Origin of the sequence: Bradyrhizobium sp. AZCC 1610 (genome assembly GCF_036924515.1) — a bacterium.
GTDB lineage: Bacteria > Pseudomonadota > Alphaproteobacteria > Rhizobiales > Xanthobacteraceae > Bradyrhizobium.
Map to the genome: position 1 here is coordinate 508,178 of NZ_JAZHRR010000001.1, position 16,346 is coordinate 524,523.

The 16,346-nt window shown below is 63.5% G+C and carries 12 protein-coding genes and 2 pseudogenes; 7 read left to right on the plus strand and 7 right to left on the minus strand.

Annotated elements, in window-relative coordinates:
• The first annotated feature begins 5 nt into the window (after positions 1-5).
• Together V1279_RS02510 and V1279_RS02515 are read left to right on the plus strand one after the other, a co-directional pair.
• Positions 6-1,059, plus strand: a pseudogene (locus V1279_RS02510) (nickel/cobalt transporter).
• Positions 1,060-1,210: 151 nt separating this feature from the next.
• A complete protein-coding gene (locus V1279_RS02515; RefSeq protein WP_334432138.1) occupies positions 1,211-1,648 on the plus strand; it encodes an acyl-CoA thioesterase in 438 nt (145 codons plus the stop codon).
• A 163-nt stretch (positions 1,649-1,811) separates the two neighbouring features.
• Here V1279_RS02515 and V1279_RS02520 read toward each other — a convergent pair whose 3' ends face one another.
• The 4 genes from V1279_RS02520 to V1279_RS02535 form a co-directional block, all read right to left on the minus strand.
• Positions 1,812-2,144 carry a hypothetical protein gene (locus V1279_RS02520; protein WP_334432140.1) on the minus strand — a complete coding sequence of 111 codons (333 nt, stop codon included), beginning with the start codon at positions 2,142-2,144 and terminating at the stop codon, positions 1,812-1,814.
• A 53-nt stretch (positions 2,145-2,197) separates the two neighbouring features.
• Positions 2,198-5,326: an efflux RND transporter permease subunit gene (locus V1279_RS02525; RefSeq protein ID WP_334432143.1), complete on the minus strand. Its 3,129-nt coding sequence runs from the start codon at positions 5,324-5,326 to the stop codon at positions 2,198-2,200.
• Positions 5,327-5,338: 12 nt separating this feature from the next.
• Positions 5,339-7,000 (minus strand): efflux RND transporter periplasmic adaptor subunit, encoded by a 1,662-nt coding sequence (locus V1279_RS02530; protein WP_334432145.1) that lies wholly within the window; start codon positions 6,998-7,000, stop codon positions 5,339-5,341.
• Positions 7,001-7,685: 685 nt separating this feature from the next.
• Entirely contained in the window at positions 7,686-8,084 is a 399-nt protein-coding gene (locus V1279_RS02535; RefSeq protein ID WP_334432147.1) for an MAPEG family protein, read from the minus strand.
• Positions 8,085-8,174: 90 nt separating this feature from the next.
• Here V1279_RS02535 and hemH point away from each other — a divergent pair, with 90 nt between their 5' ends.
• The 3 genes from hemH to V1279_RS02550 all read left to right on the plus strand — a co-directional run bounded on the left by hemH (position 8,175) and on the right by V1279_RS02550 (position 10,882).
• On the plus strand, positions 8,175-9,212 hold the full coding sequence (gene hemH / locus V1279_RS02540; RefSeq protein ID WP_334432149.1) for a ferrochelatase: 1,038 nt from the start codon (positions 8,175-8,177) through the stop codon (positions 9,210-9,212).
• Between the two features lie 180 nt (positions 9,213-9,392).
• Positions 9,393-10,391 carry an SPFH domain-containing protein gene (locus V1279_RS02545; protein WP_334432150.1) on the plus strand — a complete coding sequence of 333 codons (999 nt, stop codon included), beginning with the start codon at positions 9,393-9,395 and terminating at the stop codon, positions 10,389-10,391.
• Positions 10,392-10,435: 44 nt separating this feature from the next.
• Positions 10,436-10,882: an NfeD family protein gene (locus V1279_RS02550; protein ID WP_334432151.1), complete on the plus strand. Its 447-nt coding sequence runs from the start codon at positions 10,436-10,438 to the stop codon at positions 10,880-10,882.
• An 18-nt stretch (positions 10,883-10,900) separates the two neighbouring features.
• Here the strand turns inward: V1279_RS02550 and V1279_RS02555 are convergent.
• A pseudogene (locus V1279_RS02555) lies at positions 10,901-11,106 on the minus strand (winged helix-turn-helix transcriptional regulator); the annotation flags it as partial.
• Between the two features lie 69 nt (positions 11,107-11,175).
• Between V1279_RS02555 and V1279_RS02560 the strand changes: the two are divergent.
• Positions 11,176-11,727 (plus strand): carboxymuconolactone decarboxylase family protein, encoded by a 552-nt coding sequence (locus tag V1279_RS02560; RefSeq protein ID WP_334432153.1) that lies wholly within the window; start codon positions 11,176-11,178, stop codon positions 11,725-11,727.
• A 104-nt stretch (positions 11,728-11,831) separates the two neighbouring features.
• Here V1279_RS02560 and V1279_RS02565 read toward each other — a convergent pair whose 3' ends face one another.
• Positions 11,832-12,845, minus strand: a complete 1,014-nt coding sequence (locus V1279_RS02565) for a KpsF/GutQ family sugar-phosphate isomerase (protein WP_334432156.1) — start codon at positions 12,843-12,845, stop codon at positions 11,832-11,834.
• Between the two features lie 193 nt (positions 12,846-13,038).
• On the opposite strand from V1279_RS02565, the gene V1279_RS02570 reads away from it, so the two are divergent.
• Positions 13,039-14,742, plus strand: a complete 1,704-nt coding sequence (locus tag V1279_RS02570) for an outer membrane beta-barrel protein (protein WP_334432159.1) — start codon at positions 13,039-13,041, stop codon at positions 14,740-14,742.
• 127 nt (positions 14,743-14,869) lie between these two features.
• Here the strand turns inward: V1279_RS02570 and V1279_RS02575 are convergent, their stop codons facing one another.
• Complete coding sequence (locus V1279_RS02575; protein WP_334432161.1) at positions 14,870-16,327, minus strand: glutamate synthase subunit beta; 1,458 nt, start codon at positions 16,325-16,327, stop codon at positions 14,870-14,872.
• Positions 16,328-16,346: the final 19 nt, after the last annotated feature.

Consider the following 16,346-nt stretch of genomic DNA (forward strand, 5'->3'; position numbering starts at 1 on the left):
GGCGAATGCCCGCCGGCCTTGCGCGAGGCATCACCTTCACCGTAGCCGCATTATCGGCTGTTATTGTCCTGGACGCGACCGTGCACGCCTTGATGGCGCAAAATCCGTTCGGCGGCCCGCGGCCTCCTGCCGAGCCGCAGGTCGGCGGCATCATCGGATGGATCCTCGCCAAGCAATCCGAATTCTATCGCGAGATGTCGGCGACCATACGCGCCGCGAAGTCGGATGGCAGCGCGGTCTGGACGCTGCTTGGGATTTCCTTTGCCTACGGCATTTTTCACGCCGCCGGCCCCGGCCACGGCAAGGCGGTGATCTCGTCTTATCTCGTCGCCAACGAGGAAACCGCGCGGCGCGGCATCGTGCTGTCGTTCGCGTCGGCGCTGTTACAGGCGCTGGTGGCGGTCGTGATCGTCGGCATCGGTGCCTGGCTGCTGAATGCGACCGCCAAGAGCATGTGCGGGGCGGAGAAGGTCATCGAGATCGCCAGCTATACTCTGATCGCAGCCTTGGGTGCCCGGCTGGTCTGGACCAAGGGCGGCGGCTTTATTCGCGCGCTGCAGGCGAAGCCACAGCCTGCGATGGCGGCGGCACACCATCATCATGATCATGGCCATGACCACGGTCATCACGACCACGATCATGCTCACGGCCACGACCATGTTCACGACGAGCATTGCGGCCATTCCCACGGACCGACGCCGGATCAACTCGCCGGCCCCGGCGGCTGGCAACGCGGCCTGGGCGCGATCTTCGCCGTTGGCATGCGGCCCTGCTCGGGCGCGATCCTGGTGCTGGTGTTTTCGCTGGCGCAGGGGCTGTTTCTGGGCCGGCATTGCCGCGACCTTCGTGATGGGGCTCGGCACCGCGATCACGGTCGCGACCATTGCCGTCGTTGCCGTATCCGCAAAGGGGCTCGCCCGGCGGCTCAGCGCAGGAAGCGAAGGCGGCGGCACGCTGATCATGCGCGGCATCGAATTCGGCGCGGCTGGCCTCGTTCTGCTGTTCGGTCTTGGCCTGCTGTTCGGCTACCTCGCCGCCGAACGCGCGACGTGTTTGTGACCGCACAGCCGTAGCCCGGGTGGAGCGCAGCGCAACCCGGGACGCCTTTACCTGCACATTCCAGGACCCCGGATTGCGCTGCGCTCCATCCGGGCTACAAGCGGTGGCTTTATGCTATGCAGGCGGCCAAACACGCAAAATCGGGAATCCCATGTCACGCGAGCAGTTCTGGTTCTTTCACCCATTCCGGGTGCGCTATTCCGAAATCGACGGTCAGGGCGTTGTCTTCAACGCGCATTATCTGACCTATTTCGACACCACGATCACCGAGTATTTTCGGGCGCTCGGCTACGATCAGTATGCCGACGCCAGGCAGACGGGCGAGGATTTCCACGTCGTCAGATCGGTCATTGAATACAAGGCGCCGGTCCGGTTCGACTGGGAATTGGACGTTGGCGCGCGCGTGGCACGGATCGGCAATTCAAGCCTCACCTTCGAACTCGCCATTTTCCTGAAAGGCGGCGCGGATGCGCTGGTGACCGGCGAGATCGTCTGGGTCAACACCAACCAGCAAACGCATCGTCCGGTCCCGATATCGAAGGCGATCCGGGACCTGATCGCGGCGCGCGAACATCATCTCGGAACGTGAGATTTCGCGCTTGTCGTATTCGGGCCCATCCACGTCATTGCGAGGAGCGAAGCGACGAAGCAATCCATTTTTCTCCAAGCGAGATTTGGATTGTTCGCTTCGCTCGCAATGACGGGGAGGGAGTTGCGTCATTACCGGCGTGCGAGCGCGGCGTCTGGCGGCGTTAGTCGAATCGCGCCGTTGCAGTCTTGCCGTTCGGCGCCGTTAGCTGAACCGCCCCTTTGAGATTGGCCGGCAGGGCCGTGGCCGCTGTTCCGCTCAGGTTGTTCTTTTCCGAAGGCGCGAGCGGGATGCGTTCGGCCTTTCCTCCCAGGCTGAAAATAGCGACGCCCTTGAAGCCTTTCGGATCAACCGGCTTGTCGTTTTCGCCGATGAGGAAGATTTCAATCGCCGTGCCCTTCGCGACGAGTTCCACATGGTATGGACCGGCTTCGGCGAGACGTCCGCCATGGGACGGTTTCGGCTCGTGTGCGTAGGCCGGCAGGCCGGCCAGCAAGGCAATGCCGAGGGTGAGATATCGGAACTTCATGCGTAGTCTCCTTTCAACGATTAATAGGAATGTGAAGCGGCATGATCCTTGAGGTGCTCCTCGGACTGCCGTTGCATGAGCCGCATCAGCGGCTTCCTGCCGAACATGAGAAACAGCACGGGCGTGATCAGGGCATCGAGCAACGTCGCGCTGACAAGTCCGCCGAAGATCGTCACGGCGACCGGGTGCAAGATCTCCTTGCCGGGCTCGTCGACCGCGATCAGCAGCGGCAATAGCGCCAGCCCCGCGGACAGCGCGGTCATCAGGACGGGTGTCATGCGCTCGAGGCTTCCGCGGATGACAAGCGCCGGCCCGAACTCCATCTGCTCTCGAAGAGCGAGATTGATGTAGTGGCTGATCTTGAGAATGCCGTTGCGGGTCGCGATCCCCGCCAGCGTTATGAAGCCAACCATGCTGGCGACGGACAGCGGCTGGTCGGTCAGCGCCAGCGCCGCGACCGAACCGATCAGCGCCAGCGGCACCCCGCCCATGATGATCGCGGCCAGCACGGCGGAGCGGTAGCGGCTGTAGAGAATCGCGAAGATCAGCGCCAGGGAAACAACTGAAAGGATACCGATTCTGCGGCTGGCTTCCTCCTGGGCCTGGAATGTGCCTTCAAGGCTCGTGGTGACGCCCTGCGGGAGGCTCGCCGCGTCCAGTTCCGCGCGAATGCGGCGCACGATCTCCGCCATGTCGGTCTTGCCGTCCGAGTTCGCGAGTATGACGATGCGCCTGCGGCCGTTCTCTCTCAGGATCTGATTTGGCCCATCGGTCTCCTTTACATCCGCGATCTGACGCGCCGGTATCCACCCCGACGGAGTCTTGATCAGGAGGTCGCCGAGCTTCTCCGTCGTGCGAAGCCGGTCGGGCAGCCTCATGACGACGTCGTAGCGCTTGTAGCCGTCGACCACGCGCGAGATGACGCGTCCGCTCGACAGGCGCGACAACTGATCGGTCACGGCGCCGGGCTGCACGCCGTACAAAGCGGCCCGCGTATAATCGACGCGGATCTCGAGTTGCGGAATCCGAACCTGCTTCTCAACCTGCAGGTCCTGGATGCCTTCGATCTTCGAGAGCCGCAGGCGGAGCTCTTCGGCGCTGTTTCGCAGCGTGTCGAGGTCGTCGCCGAACAGTTTCAGGGCGAGCTCGGCACGGACGCCCGAGAGCAGATGATCGAGCCGGTGCGAGATCGGCTGCCCGACATTGACCGAGAGCGGCAGCACCGAAAGCCGGGAGCGTATGTCCGCGACGATCTCCGGCTTCGGCCGCTGCGAGCGCTTGAGATCGACTTCGAGGTCGGACGAATGGATGCCTTCCGCGTGTTCGTCCAGTTCCGCGCGCCCCGTGCGCCTTCCGACGCTGATCACTTCCGGCACATCGAGCAGAAGGCGCTCGGCGATCGAGCCCACCCGGGTCGACTCGGAAAGTGAAACGCCGGGGTTGAACGCAATATTGATCGTGAACGTACCTTCGTTGAAGGCCGGAAGGAACGCGCGCTTCAGGCCGAGTGCGCCCGCACCGGCGCCCAGCACTGCCAGCGCCGTGACGCCGAGCAGCAATCCCTTGTGGGCGAAGGCAAACCCGAGCGCCGCATGGTTCACAGACTTGAGCTTGCGGACCAGCCAGCTCTCCTGTTGCGCGAGGCGTTTCATCCCCGGCAGCAGGTAATAGGCCATCACCGGGGTGAGGGTGATCGAAACGAACAGGCTCGCGAGGATCGAGATGATGTAGGCGTGGCCGAGCGGTGCAAACAGCCGCCCCTCGATGCCCGAAAGCGCAAACAGCGGCACGAACACGAGGACAATGATCATCGTGGCGTAGACGATGCCCGACCGCACTTCGTTGGATGCCGAAACCACCACGTCGAACACGGACCGGGGACTGCCTTGCTCCCTGTTTTCGCGCAGCCGGCGGAAGATGTTCTCGACATCGACAACGGCGTCATCGACCAGCTCGCCGATGGCGATCGCAAGGCCGCCCAGGGTCATCGTGTTGATCGATAGGCCAAGCAGCTTGAAGATGATGGCCGTGGTCAGGATCGAGACCGGGATCGCGGTGAGCGAAATGGCCGTCGTGCGCCAGTTGAGAAGGAACGCGAACAGGATGGCGGCCACGACAAGGGCGGCTTCGAGCAACACCCGCTCGACGTTCTGGATCGAGTTTTCGATGAAACTCGCTTGCCTGAATATGATCTCGTTGGCCTTTACGCCGGACGGCAGGCTGGGCTCCAGCTCCGCGAGCGTCTGTGTGATCTGCTGCGTCAACTTCACCGTGTCGACATTGGGCTGCTTCTCGACCGAGACGACCACGGCGGGCTTGCCCATATAGCCGGCGTCGCCGCGCTTGACCTTGGGCGCAAATTCGACGTTCGCCACCTGCCGCAGCAGGATGGGGCGTCCTTCGATGGTGGTAACGACGATGTTGCGCAGGTCCTCCAGGCTCGTGGTGCGCCCGATATTCCGGATCAGGAATTCGCGGGCATTCTGGTCGGTGAATCCGCCGCCGGTGTTGGTGCCGAACTGCCTGAGCGCCTGCTCCATTTGCTCATAGCTCACCCCGAGCGCGCGCAACGCAGAAGGCAGCGGCGCAATCCGGTACTGACGGACCTCGCCGCCAATCGGGATGACCTGCGCGACACCGGGTATCGCGAGCAGCCGGGGCCTGATCGTGAAGTCGGCGATCTCGCGCACCTCCATCGGCGATGCCGTCTTCGACGTCACCGCGATCAGGAGAATCTGACCCATGATCGAGCTGATGGGGCCGATCTGCGGGGTGACGTTCAAGGGCAGCTGGCTCTGCACTTGCGCGAGACGTTCCGCGACCAGTTGGCGGTTGCGGAAGATATCGGTTCCCCAATCGAACTCCACGTAGACGATCGAAAGCCCGATGCCCGAGACCGATCGAACCCGGCTGACGCCCGGCACGCCATTCATCTGGGTTTCGATCGGGAAGCTGACGAGCTGCTCGACTTCCGGCGGGGCGTACCCTTCGGATTCCGTCATGATGGTAACGGTCGGACGGTTGAGGTCCGGAAACACATCGACGGGCAACTGGCGCGCGGTATAGGCGCCCAGAAGAACCAGGATGCCCGCCATCGCAAGAACGAGAAAGCGATTGCGGAGCGAGGCGCTGACCAGGAATGTGAACATGAACGGGCCTCTTCAGCGTACGTGATCGAGAAGGTCCGCGCCTTGCGACACGATCCGCTTGCCGGGAGTGAAACCGGACACGATCAGCACACGATCGCCGTCGAGCGGTTCGGTGCGCACGCTCCTCGCCATGAACCGCTCGGGGGCTATGTGCTCGTAGACGAAATCCTGGCCGTTTGAGCCGCGAACGACGCTGCCGCGCGGCACCGCAAGGCCTTCCTTTGTATCATCGGTCGTGACCAGCACCGTCAGGAACTGGCCGGCCCTAAGGCCTGCCGTGTCGCCGGTCACGGCAAAATGCACCGGCACCGATTGGCTGCGATCGGCAAAGCCGGTGCCCTGATAGACAAGGTCGTAGTTCCTGCCGGTATATGTCGACGCCCGCGCGCCGCGGGACGGTTCGAGGCTCTCGAAGCTCAGCGCCTCGACCCACAGCCGCGACGGATCGATGATGTTGAAGACGATGGAGCTCGGCTGAACGATCTGGCCCGCCACGGCGGTGCCTTCGGCGATCACGCCTGCAACCGGCGCGATCAGCGCTTCGGGATCGCGACGTGATTTATCGATCGATGCGCGCCGTTCGCGCAGCCCTTCCAGCTCGAGCCGCGTGTCCTCAAGTTGGGTGCGCGATATGGCGCCCGACGGCGCGAGCTGCTCGTAACGCGCGAATCTGCGCTCAACAATCGAGATTTGCTGATCGAGTTCGCCCTGGCGCTGCCGCATGTCGGAAACATCGATCGCCGCAATGGGCGGCGTGACATAGCCGAGGATGTCGCCTTGCTTCACCCGCGTGCCCAATCGGGGAAAGCCGCCCGGCGGCGCGGAAAGACGGCCGCCGACGGCGGATTGCACATACCCGCTGGCATTGGGATCGGGAATGATCCTCCCCGGAAGTTCAGTGACTTTCCTGTGCTCGGCGTTTTCGGCGAGCAGCGTCCGCAGCGCAAATATCCGCTGCACCGTCTTGGGCACAAAAACCGCTCCATCCGGAAGGCGCTGGGCGCGCTCGCCTGAGACGGTGTTGATGGCCACTTGCGCCTTTTCTTCCTCATGGCCGTGGCCTTCATGCGCTTCCGGCGCGCGCGCACCCATGAGCACGGAAAACATCACAACAAGGGCTGCTGTCCTGCGCCCACCGCGCAGTGCGATGGCAGAGAGCAGCGCCCCCATGAGCGCGCCGCCCAGCACGAGAAAAATCGAAACCTTGTTGATATACCCGCCAGGAGCCGGATCGCGTTGTGCCGCGCTTTGCGCGGCGCCTGGCGCCGTCTGAATCGTCAGCGGCAGAATGTCGGTGGCGTCTCCTGCCGTGACCGTGAAGATCAGGTCCGCGCGTCCGCTCTTTGCCAGCCACGGCGCTGCCACCCGGTATGTGCCATCGGCACCCTCCGTAGCTTTGACGGAACCATCGGGGGTTTCGACTTCAAGGATTGCACCGGACACCGGCTCGTTGGTGGCGAACCGGTCGAGATAAATCTCGAGATTTTCGCCGCGGGCAATCGCAACGATCTCGAACGCGTCGGAATCAGCCTCGCCGCGTGGCAGCGCGCCTGCCGACACGGGCTGCTGTTCCTCGTGGTCGTGGCCCTCGTGGGCGGAAGCGGGCGCGATAGCAGCGCATAGAACTGCGGTCACCGCTAGAGCACGCAGGGCACGCCCAAAATGGGAAAGCATACTGGTAGTCCTTCAATCTGAATTGCCGTCGTTTGCGGGCAGCACGCGGCATGCCTCGCAAACTCATTGTTCGGTGGATTCAGATGAAGTATCTGGGAGGGCGCCTGAGCGACTCGGGCGCGCGGTCTGGCCACATCTGTGACGGGGCAAACGCAACACGCGTTATCACCCGGGGAAACGCGACGAACGCCACAGGGCTAGGCAACCCGGCCGCGCAGCAGGCGGCGCATGCGGACAAGCAGCAGTCGCCGGTGCAATTCCGGTCCGAAGCCGGGGGCGTCCCGGTCTGCTTCCACTGAGCCTGCTGCAACGATGCAGGCGTGGCCGGCCGTTCGGATTCATGAGATGCGACTTGGGAGGCCGCCTGGCCCTGGCCGTCATGAACGGATGCCTGGTGCTGATGGCCGGCATGGGCCTGGGCAACAGACGGCGCGAACGAAAGCGCGATCAGAACGATCGCCGCTCCCAGAACTCGCATGATCTGTTGCTTTGGCATAATGGCTCTATTGTAGCACAAGTATCCCTTAGATATCGCCGGGGAACCGGGAATTCAAGGTCCTCCGGAGAGCCCGACCCCCGCCATAGCTCTTGCTTCGCACGCCCGGAAATGACGGCAAAACCTGCCCGCGCCGCGACAACGCGAATGCATGCCCTCTCATTGTCTTCAAGGCTTCATGTCACGACCTTACGCTGGCAGATAACCCCTGATCGCCGGCAGAAAGAAAATCGCGATGTTGATCGCGAACCCGATGCTCCAGAGAATCGAGCGCAGCGTCGGGCGATTGCCGAGATAGGTGAAGACATAGGCGATCCGCACGATCAGGAAGAGAACCGCGAGCTCGTCGATCAGGTGCTGCGGCCCCAGGCGGAATTCCGCCAGCAGCACGGCGACCGCAAAGAACGGAAACGCCTCGATGCCGTTCTGGTGGGCGCCGAGCGCGCGGGCACGGATCGCGTCCTCGTAGAAGGTGGGATCGCGCGGTTTGGCATTGTCGAAATGGCGATGCCCGGCCCATTTGACCGAGGCGATCGTCAGCAAATACAGCATCAGCGTTCCGAAAACGCACCATTCGGCGACCGTCATGGTTCCTCCCGCCCGCAGGATATGGGCAAAGCGTATCGAACCCGCCATTATCTTGACAAGGATAGTGCAACGCGCGAAGCCATCGAAATCATGACCGCGGCCGCCCCCATTGGACATCCAAAGCCGGCATCGGCAGCCCAGCCGCAGCGCGTCGGCGTGCTGCTGGTCAATCTCGGCACGCCTGACACTGCCGACGCCCGCGGCGTGCGGGTTTACCTCAAGGAATTCCTCTCTGATCCGCGTGTGATCGAGGATCAGGGCCTCGTATGGAAGCTGATCCTCAACGGCATCATTCTGCGCGTGCGTCCTGCCCGCAAGGCACGCGACTACCAGAAGATCTGGAACGCCGAGAGAGACGAATCCCCGCTCAAGACGATTACGCGTGCGCAGGCTGAGAAGCTTGCCGAGGCGATCGCAGATCACGACCACGTCGTGGTCGATTGGGCGATGCGCTACGGCAATCCGTCGATCCGCTCGCGCATCGATGCCTTGGCTGCGCAAAGCTGCGATCGCCTGCTGGTGGTGCCGCTCTATCCGCAATATTCCGCGGCGACTTCGGCGACCGTCGGCGACGAGGTGTTTCGTGCACTCGCCGGCATGCGCGCGCAGCCGACGCTGCGGGTGAGCCCGCCTTACTACGACGATCCCGATTACATCGAGGCGCTCGCGGTCTCGATATCAGCGCATCTGGCGACCTTGCCGTTTCAGCCCGAGCTGATCGTGGCGTCGTTTCACGGCATGCCGCAGAAATATGTCGACAAGGGCGATCCCTATCAGGCGCAGTGCATCGCAACAACCGAGGCGCTGCGCCAGCGCATGGGCCTTGATGCCGCAAAACTGATTCTTACATTTCAATCGCGCTTCGGCTTCGACCAGTGGTTGCAGCCTTATACCGACAAGACCATCGAAAAACTGGCGAAAGATGGTGTGAAACGCATTGCTGTCGTGATGCCTGGATTTTCCGCCGATTGCCTGGAGACGCTGGAGGAGATCGCGCACGAGAATGCCGAGATCTTCAAGCACAATGGCGGCGAGCAATTCTCCGCCATACCCTGCCTCAACGACAGCGACCCCGGCATGGACGTCATCCGCCAGCTCGTTTTGCGCGAGCTCCAAGGATGGATATAGCTTCCTGAAAATTTGCCGATAGCTTACCGCCGTTCGGACCAGAGAACATCTGGTGGCCGCCAAGCCGTTCCCCAGCTATATAACCATCACTTGAGAACAGCCGGCTGAACCGGCGTCGCGGCGTTGCTGACAAAAGAGATGGCGCCCGGCAACGCATCTTGCCGGCTTTGGAGGGGATTTATGAGCGGTTTCGACATCTTCGCGATTGCCTTTGTTCTGCTCGTCATTGTCACGCTGTTTGCGGGCGTCAAGACGGTGCCGCAGGGCTATGACTGGACCATCGAGCGGTTCGGCAAATACACCCGCACGCTGGCGCCGGGGCTCAACATCATCGTTCCCTACTTCGACCGCGTCGGCCGCAAGGTGAACATGATGGAGCAGGTGATCAGCATTCCCGAGCAGGAGGTGATCACCAAGGACAACGCCACCGTGACGGTGGACGGCGTCGCCTTCTACCAGGTGTTCGATGCCGCCAAGGCGAGTTACGAAGTATCCAATCTCGATCAGGCCATCATCGTGCTGACCATGACCAATATCCGCTCAGTGATGGGCGCGATGGATCTCGACCAGGTGCTGTCGCATCGCGACGAGATCAACGAGCGGTTGTTGCGCGTGGTCGATGCCGCCGTCTCGCCGTGGGGGCTGAAGGTCAATCGCATCGAGATCAAAGACATCGTTCCGCCGGCGGACCTGGTCGAAGCGATGGGACGGCAGATGAAGGCCGAGCGCGTCAAGCGCGCCGACATCCTGCAGGCGGAAGGCCAGCGCCAGTCGGAAATCCTGCGCGCGGAAGGCGCCAAGCAAGGCCAGATCCTGCAGGCCGAGGGCCGCAAGGAGGCTGCGTTCCGCGACGCCGAAGCGCGCGAGCGCTCCGCCGAAGCCGAGGCCAAGGCGACGCAGATGGTCTCCGAGGCCATCGCCAAGGGCGACGTCGCCGCACTTAACTATTTCATCGCCGACAAGTACATCAAGGCGTTCGGGCAGCTTGCGGATTCGCCGAACCAGAAGATCGTCATGCTGCCGATCGAAGCGATGAGCATTTTGGGATCGCTGGCCGGCATCGGCGAGATCGCCAAGGCGACCTTCGGCGAAACCGCGACGTCAGCGGCAGCCGCACGGCGAACGTCCTCGGTGCCGAACACCGGCCCGACGCCGCCGCCGGTCGCGCCGCAGCGATAGGGGCGGATCCGGAAGGTCATATTGTTTGATTAGAGGTTCGTGTCATGACCGAAATGTTCTCTACGTTAGGCACCTGGAACTGGCTGATCTTCGGCTTCGTCCTGATGGCGCTGGAGCTGCTCGCGCCGGGTGTCTTCATGTTCTGGCTCGGGCTCGCGGCGCTCTTGGTCGGGCTGTTGTCGTTTGCGATCAACCCGTCGTGGCAAACACAACTCTTGCTGTTCGCGGTGTTCGCGGTTGCCGCGGTACCGGCGTGGCGGCACTTTGCGCGCAGCGAAGGGAGCCGCAGCCTGAGCAATCCGTTTCTCAACAAGCGGACCGAGGCGCTGATCGGCCGCGAATTCACCCTGGAAAAGCCGATCGTTGACGGGACGGGCACGGTGCGGATCGACGACACGATCTGGCGCGTCGCCGGCCCCGACGCGCCGGCCGGCAGCCGCGTCAAGGTCGTGCAGGTCGACGGCGCGAGCCTGACGGTGGCGGCGGCCTAGCTTGCTATTCGCCTGCTTCTCCGACAGCCGGGCCTGCATCAGCGTCGGCGAGGCATCGCCGCAGGCGGCGCGCAGGGCAGCGAGGTCAGCGGGCCATCGCGCAGCTCCCAGACGATCTGCAAGGTCCAGCGGCGGCTGAGCAGATCGAGTAGCGCCATGACCGGCCGGCCCGTTCTGGAGCCGCGCTCGGCTCGTTTCGAGGCGATATCGGCCTGTTTCGCCATCGAAAGCCCTCTTGCGTTTTGCTACAGATTATGTAGCGTGCTACGCTTATTGTAGTACAGGAGCCCGCCGTGTCCCAGACCACGCCGCGCATCGCGCCGCTGCAGCCGCCCTATGCACCAGAGATTGCCGAGCAATTCGACCGCATCATGCGCGGCGCGCCGCCGCTGGTGCTGTTTCGCGTCATGGCCGGCAACGCCCGCGCCTGGGAGAAATTCCGCGCTGGCAGCCTCTTGGATCGCGGGCCGCTCGGCTTGCGGGAGCGTGAGATCGTCATCGACCGTACCTGCGCGCGAACGAGGTGCGAGTACGAATGGGGCGTGCATGTCACGACGTTCGCTGACGCCGCGCGCCTGACGGAACAACAGGTCAGGGCCACCGTGCGCGGCGCCGCCACAGACGCATGCTGGTCGGAGGCCGAGCAGGTGCTGATCGCGGCCGTCGACGCGCTGCATGACCGCGCGACCCTCAACGAGGCCGAATTCGCGGCGCTGTCGGCGCATTACAATGAGGCGCAGATATTCGAGATCATCCTGCTGTGCGGATTCTACCGCACGGTGTCATATCTCGCGAACGGGCTGGCGCTGCCGCTGGAGGAGAAGGCGGCGCGGTTTCCGGAGTGACGGAGCCGTAGGGTGGGCAAAGCGGAAGCGTGCCCACCGTCTTTCGCGCGACGGGTGGTGGGCACGGCGCAAGAGCGCCTTTGTCCACCTACGAGACCTACGAGCTACGCCACGCCCGCGCGCAGGAAATCGTGCAGATGCACGATGCCGACCGGCTTGCCGGCGTCGGTGACGATCAGCGTCGTGATCTTCGAGGAGTTGAGGATTTCCAGCGCCTCGCCGGCCAGCACGTCGCGGTCGATCGTCTTCGGATTCCTCGTCATCACCTCGTCGACGGTGGCCGTCATCAGATCGGGCCCCATGTGGCGACGCAAATCGCCGTCGGTGACGATGCCGGCGAGGTGTCCACGGACATCGACGATGCCGACGCAGCCAAAGCCCTTCGACGTCATCTCGACCAGTGCCTCGGACATCTTGGTGCCGAGCGGCTTCAGCGGCACGGCGTCGCCGGAATGCATGAGGTCGCGGGTGTATTTCAGCAGCGCGCCGAGCTTGCCGCCCGGATGCAGCACGCTGAAGTCGATCGAGGTGAAGCCGCGGCCTTCCAAGAGCGCAATCGCCAGCGCATCGCCGAGCGCCAGCATCATCAGCGAGGAGGTGGTGGGCGCGAGATTGTGCGGACAGGCCTCGCGCGCCTTTGGCAGCGTCAGCGCGACGTCGGCCGCCTTGGCGAGCGAAGATTCCCGCTCCGCCGTCATCGCGATCACGGCAATCCGGAACCGCACGGCGTAGCTGATCAGGTTTTTCATCTCCGGCTGCTCGCCCGACCAGGACAGCGCCAGGATGACGTCGTCGGCCGTGATCATGCCGAGATCGCCATGGCTCGCTTCGGCGGCATGAACGAAGAACGCCGGCGTGCCGGTGGAGGCGAAGGTCGCGGCGATCTTGCGGCCGATATGGCCCGACTTGCCGAGCCCGGTGACGATCAGCCGGCCCTTGGCGTTCTTGATCAGATCGGCGGCGGCGATAAAGGGCGTGCGGAGATCGGATTGCAGCGCCGCCGCGATCGCGGCGATCCCGCCGCCTTCCGCATCGAGCGTGCGCAGGGCCGACTGAACGGCGGCGTCAGCGGTTTCGGTGCCGGATGATTTTGCCATCAGCGGTTTCGGATTGGCCATGTCTGTCCCAGGGGAGGAGGGCGCTGCGCCCGCAAACCCGTCCATAGCATGGCCTGCCCGGCGATGCGACGTGCGCGGCACGGCTCTCAACGGCTCATTAACCATAATTGTTTTAACTCCATTAACGACGTGCTCCCGCGAGCGCTCGGTGCGTACCGTTCAAATATCTGTTTTTGTTGGAGTATTTCTTTTCGTGAGGGCGGGGCCAGTAACCGGCCGGAATAGCCGCGCGCGCGTCTTTCGCGCAGCCTTGCCGTGCCTAGTGCTGATCGTCCTGACCGGAACCGCAACCGAGGCGCAGATCGTCACGCCGGACCTGTTCAGCTCAAACCGCACCAGCCAGGTGACGTCGCCGGATTCGCCGCTGCGCCGGACCGCGGCCGAGGCGAACGATCCGCTCAATAGTCCGAAGCTGCAGGAGCGTGACAGGCCCGCGCTGTCGCGGATCGGACAGATCCCGAAATACGGTCTGCCGGCCGCGAGTGGCGCTGCCGATTCCGGCTACGACTCGCTCAACCGCAAGCGCAAGAAGCCGAAATACTATCCGGGGCAGGCGAAGCCGAAGCCACCGGTTGGTCCGGGTAGCCCACCGCCGCCGATTGCGTCGAACACGCGGTTGCGGCTTTCGATTCCCCCGTCGGAGTCGGCGCACAAAACGCCTATCCCGCCGGCGATGGCGGGCACGGTGATGGGACAGCCGCCGCGCAAGCGCCTCAGGATAGACGACGATCCGTTTGGCGCGGTCGGCGATTACGCCGGCGGTTTCCTGATCAAATCCGCGGTCGAACTCAGAGGCGGTTACGACACCAATCCCGCGCGAACGTCCGTGCCGCGGGGATCGCCGTTCTATGTGATCGCACCGGAATTCGTTGCATTCTCCGACTGGGAGCGCCACGCCGTTGTCGCCGACCTCAGGGGTTCCTTCACCGGCTACACCAACACTTTTCAGCCGGTGGACGGCGTGGTGTCGTCGGCGCCCACGAATATCGACCGTCCGGACTTCATCGGCCATGTCGATGGTCGTCTCGATGTCACCCACGACACCCGCCTGCTCGGCCAGGCGCGATTGCGCGTCGCGACCGACAATCCCGGCAGCCCGAATGTGCAGGCCGGCCTGTCCAGATATCCGGTCTATGCGACGTTCGGCGGCACGCTTGGCGTCGATCAGAACTTCAACCGCCTGCAGCTTTCCGCAGGCGCGGAGGTCGATCGCACCATCTATCAGTACTCAGAGTTGACCGACGGCACCTCGACCAGCAACGACGACCGCAACTACAATCAGTACGGCGGCCTCGGCCGCGTCAGCTACGACCTGATGCCGGGCTTGAAACCGTTCGGCGAAATCGTGGGCAATATCCGCTCGCACGACCTTCTGGTCGATCGTAGCGGCTATCAGCGCAATTCCAGCGGCGGCAACGTCAGGGCCGGCACCAGCTTCGAGTTGTCGCGGATGCTGACCGGCGAAGTCGCGGTCGGCTGGGCGGCGCGCACCTATGAAGATCCGCGGCTGCAATCGTTGCAGGGCCTGCTGACATCGGCCTCGCTGGTGTGGGTCGCAACGCCGCTGACCACCGCAAGATTCTTCGCCACCACCTCGATTGACGAGACCACCGTGCCCGGCGTATCCGGCGTGCTGACACACACCTACACCGCCGAAGTCGACCACGATTTCCGCCGCTGGCTGACCGCCATCGGCAAATTCACCTGGGGCACCCAGCAATACCAGGGCGACGACCGCTTCGACCGTTCCTACTCGCTGTCCGGCGACCTGATCTACAAGCTGAACCGCAACATCTGGCTCAAGGGAACGCTGCGCCGGGACTGGCTTGATTCGAACCAGCCCGGCAACAGCACGGCATCGACGGTGATGATGATGGGCGTGAGGCTGCAGCACTGAGCGGCGCGATGTGCCCACCTCGTCATTGCCGGGCTTGACCCGGCAATCCATCGCTTCGCAAGAGTCTGATGAAGATTGATGGATGCCCGGATCAAGTCCGGGCATGACAGTTGCGTCCCGCTTCTCACTACCGCGGTAGCGTCGTCGTCCCCATCAGATACTGATCGATCGCCCGCGCGCACAGGCGTCCCTCGCGGATCGCCCATACCACCAGCGACTGCCCGCGGCGCATGTCGCCGGCGGAAAACACGTTGGGCAGCGAGGTCTTGTAGTCCTGCATATTGGCGCGGACGTTGCCGCGCTGGTCGAGATCGACGGCGAGCGTCTTCAGCATGCCCTCGTGCACCGGATGCACGAAGCCCATGGCGAGCAGCACGAGCTGCGCCTCGAGTTCGAATTCGGTACCGGCGATCGGCTTGAACTTGTCGTCGACCTGGACGCAGTGCAGCTTCTGCACCTTGCCGTTTTCGCCGGAGAATTTTTGCGTCAGCACCGCGTATTCGCGCTTGGCGCCTTCGGCCTGGCTCGACGAGGTCCGCATCTTCAACGGCCAGTTCGGCCAGGTCACGCCCTTGTTCTCGTGCTCGGGCGGCGCCGGCATGATTTCGAGCTGGGTGACGGATTTTGCGCCCTGCCGGAACGAGGTGCCGATGCAGTCCGAACCGGTGTCGCCGCCGCCGATCACGACGACATGCTTGCCTTCGGCGAGAATGTCCTTGGCGTCGCCGAGCGGCTCGGAGGAGACACGGCGATTTTGTTGCGGCAGGAAATCCATCGCAAAATGGATGCCGTCGAGGTCGCGGCCGGGGATCGGCAGATCGCGGCCGGCTTCGGCGCCGCCGGTCAAGGCGACTGCGTCATACAGGTTGAGCAGTTCGCGCGGATCGATCGCACCTTGCGAGGTGCCGCCGACATGGACGCCGTAATGGAACGTCACGCCCTCGGCTTCCATCTGCGCCACGCGGCGGTCGATGATGTGCTTTTCCATCTTGAAGTCGGGGATGCCGTAACGGAGCAAACCGCCGGCCTTGGCGAATTTTTCGTAGACGTGGACGTCGTGGCCGGCGCGCGCGAGCTGCTGCGCAGCCGCAAGTCCCGCGGGTCCGGAGCCGATGACCGCGACCTTCTTGCCGGTCTTTGCAGGCGCAATCTCCGGCTTCAGCCAGCCATTGTCCCAGGCGCGATCCACAATGGCGCATTCGATGGTCTTGATGGTGACCGGGTTGTCGTCGATGTTGAGCGTGCATGACGCTTCGCACGGGGCGGGGCAGATGCGGCCAGTGAACTCGGGGAAATTGTTGGTCGAGTGCAGGTTGCGCGAGGCTTCTTCCCAGTTGCCCTGATAGACGAGGTCGTTGAAATCGGGGATCTGGTTGTTGACCGGGCAGCCCGGCGTGCCCGGCGCCACCGAACCGGTGCCGTGGCAATAGGGGATGCCGCAATTCATGCAGCGCGCGGCCTGGTCGCGGGTGTCTTTCTCGCTCAGGGGAATGACGAATTCGCGGTAATGCTTCACGCGCTCGGCGACCGGCGTGTACTTGCGCTCGTTCCGGTCGATCTCGAGAAAACCTGTGATCTTGCCCATTAATCCTGATGCCCCTGCA

Coding starts and splice junctions, on each gene's coding strand:
- V1279_RS02515 (WP_334432138.1), top strand. CDS start 1,211: ATGTCACGCGAGCAGTTCTGGTTCTTTCACCCATTCCGGGTGCGCTAT.
- V1279_RS02575 (WP_334432161.1), bottom strand. CDS start 16,327: ATGGGCAAGATCACAGGTTTTCTCGAGATCGACCGGAACGAGCGCAAG.
- V1279_RS02530 (WP_334432145.1), bottom strand. CDS start 7,000: ATGCTTTCCCATTTTGGGCGTGCCCTGCGTGCTCTAGCGGTGACCGCA.
- V1279_RS02550 (WP_334432151.1), top strand. CDS start 10,436: ATGACCGAAATGTTCTCTACGTTAGGCACCTGGAACTGGCTGATCTTC.
- V1279_RS02545 (WP_334432150.1), top strand. CDS start 9,393: ATGAGCGGTTTCGACATCTTCGCGATTGCCTTTGTTCTGCTCGTCATT.
- V1279_RS02525 (WP_334432143.1), bottom strand. CDS start 5,326: ATGTTCACATTCCTGGTCAGCGCCTCGCTCCGCAATCGCTTTCTCGTT.
- V1279_RS02535 (WP_334432147.1), bottom strand. CDS start 8,084: ATGACGGTCGCCGAATGGTGCGTTTTCGGAACGCTGATGCTGTATTTG.
- hemH (WP_334432149.1), top strand. CDS start 8,175: ATGACCGCGGCCGCCCCCATTGGACATCCAAAGCCGGCATCGGCAGCC.
- V1279_RS02565 (WP_334432156.1), bottom strand. CDS start 12,845: ATGGCCAATCCGAAACCGCTGATGGCAAAATCATCCGGCACCGAAACC.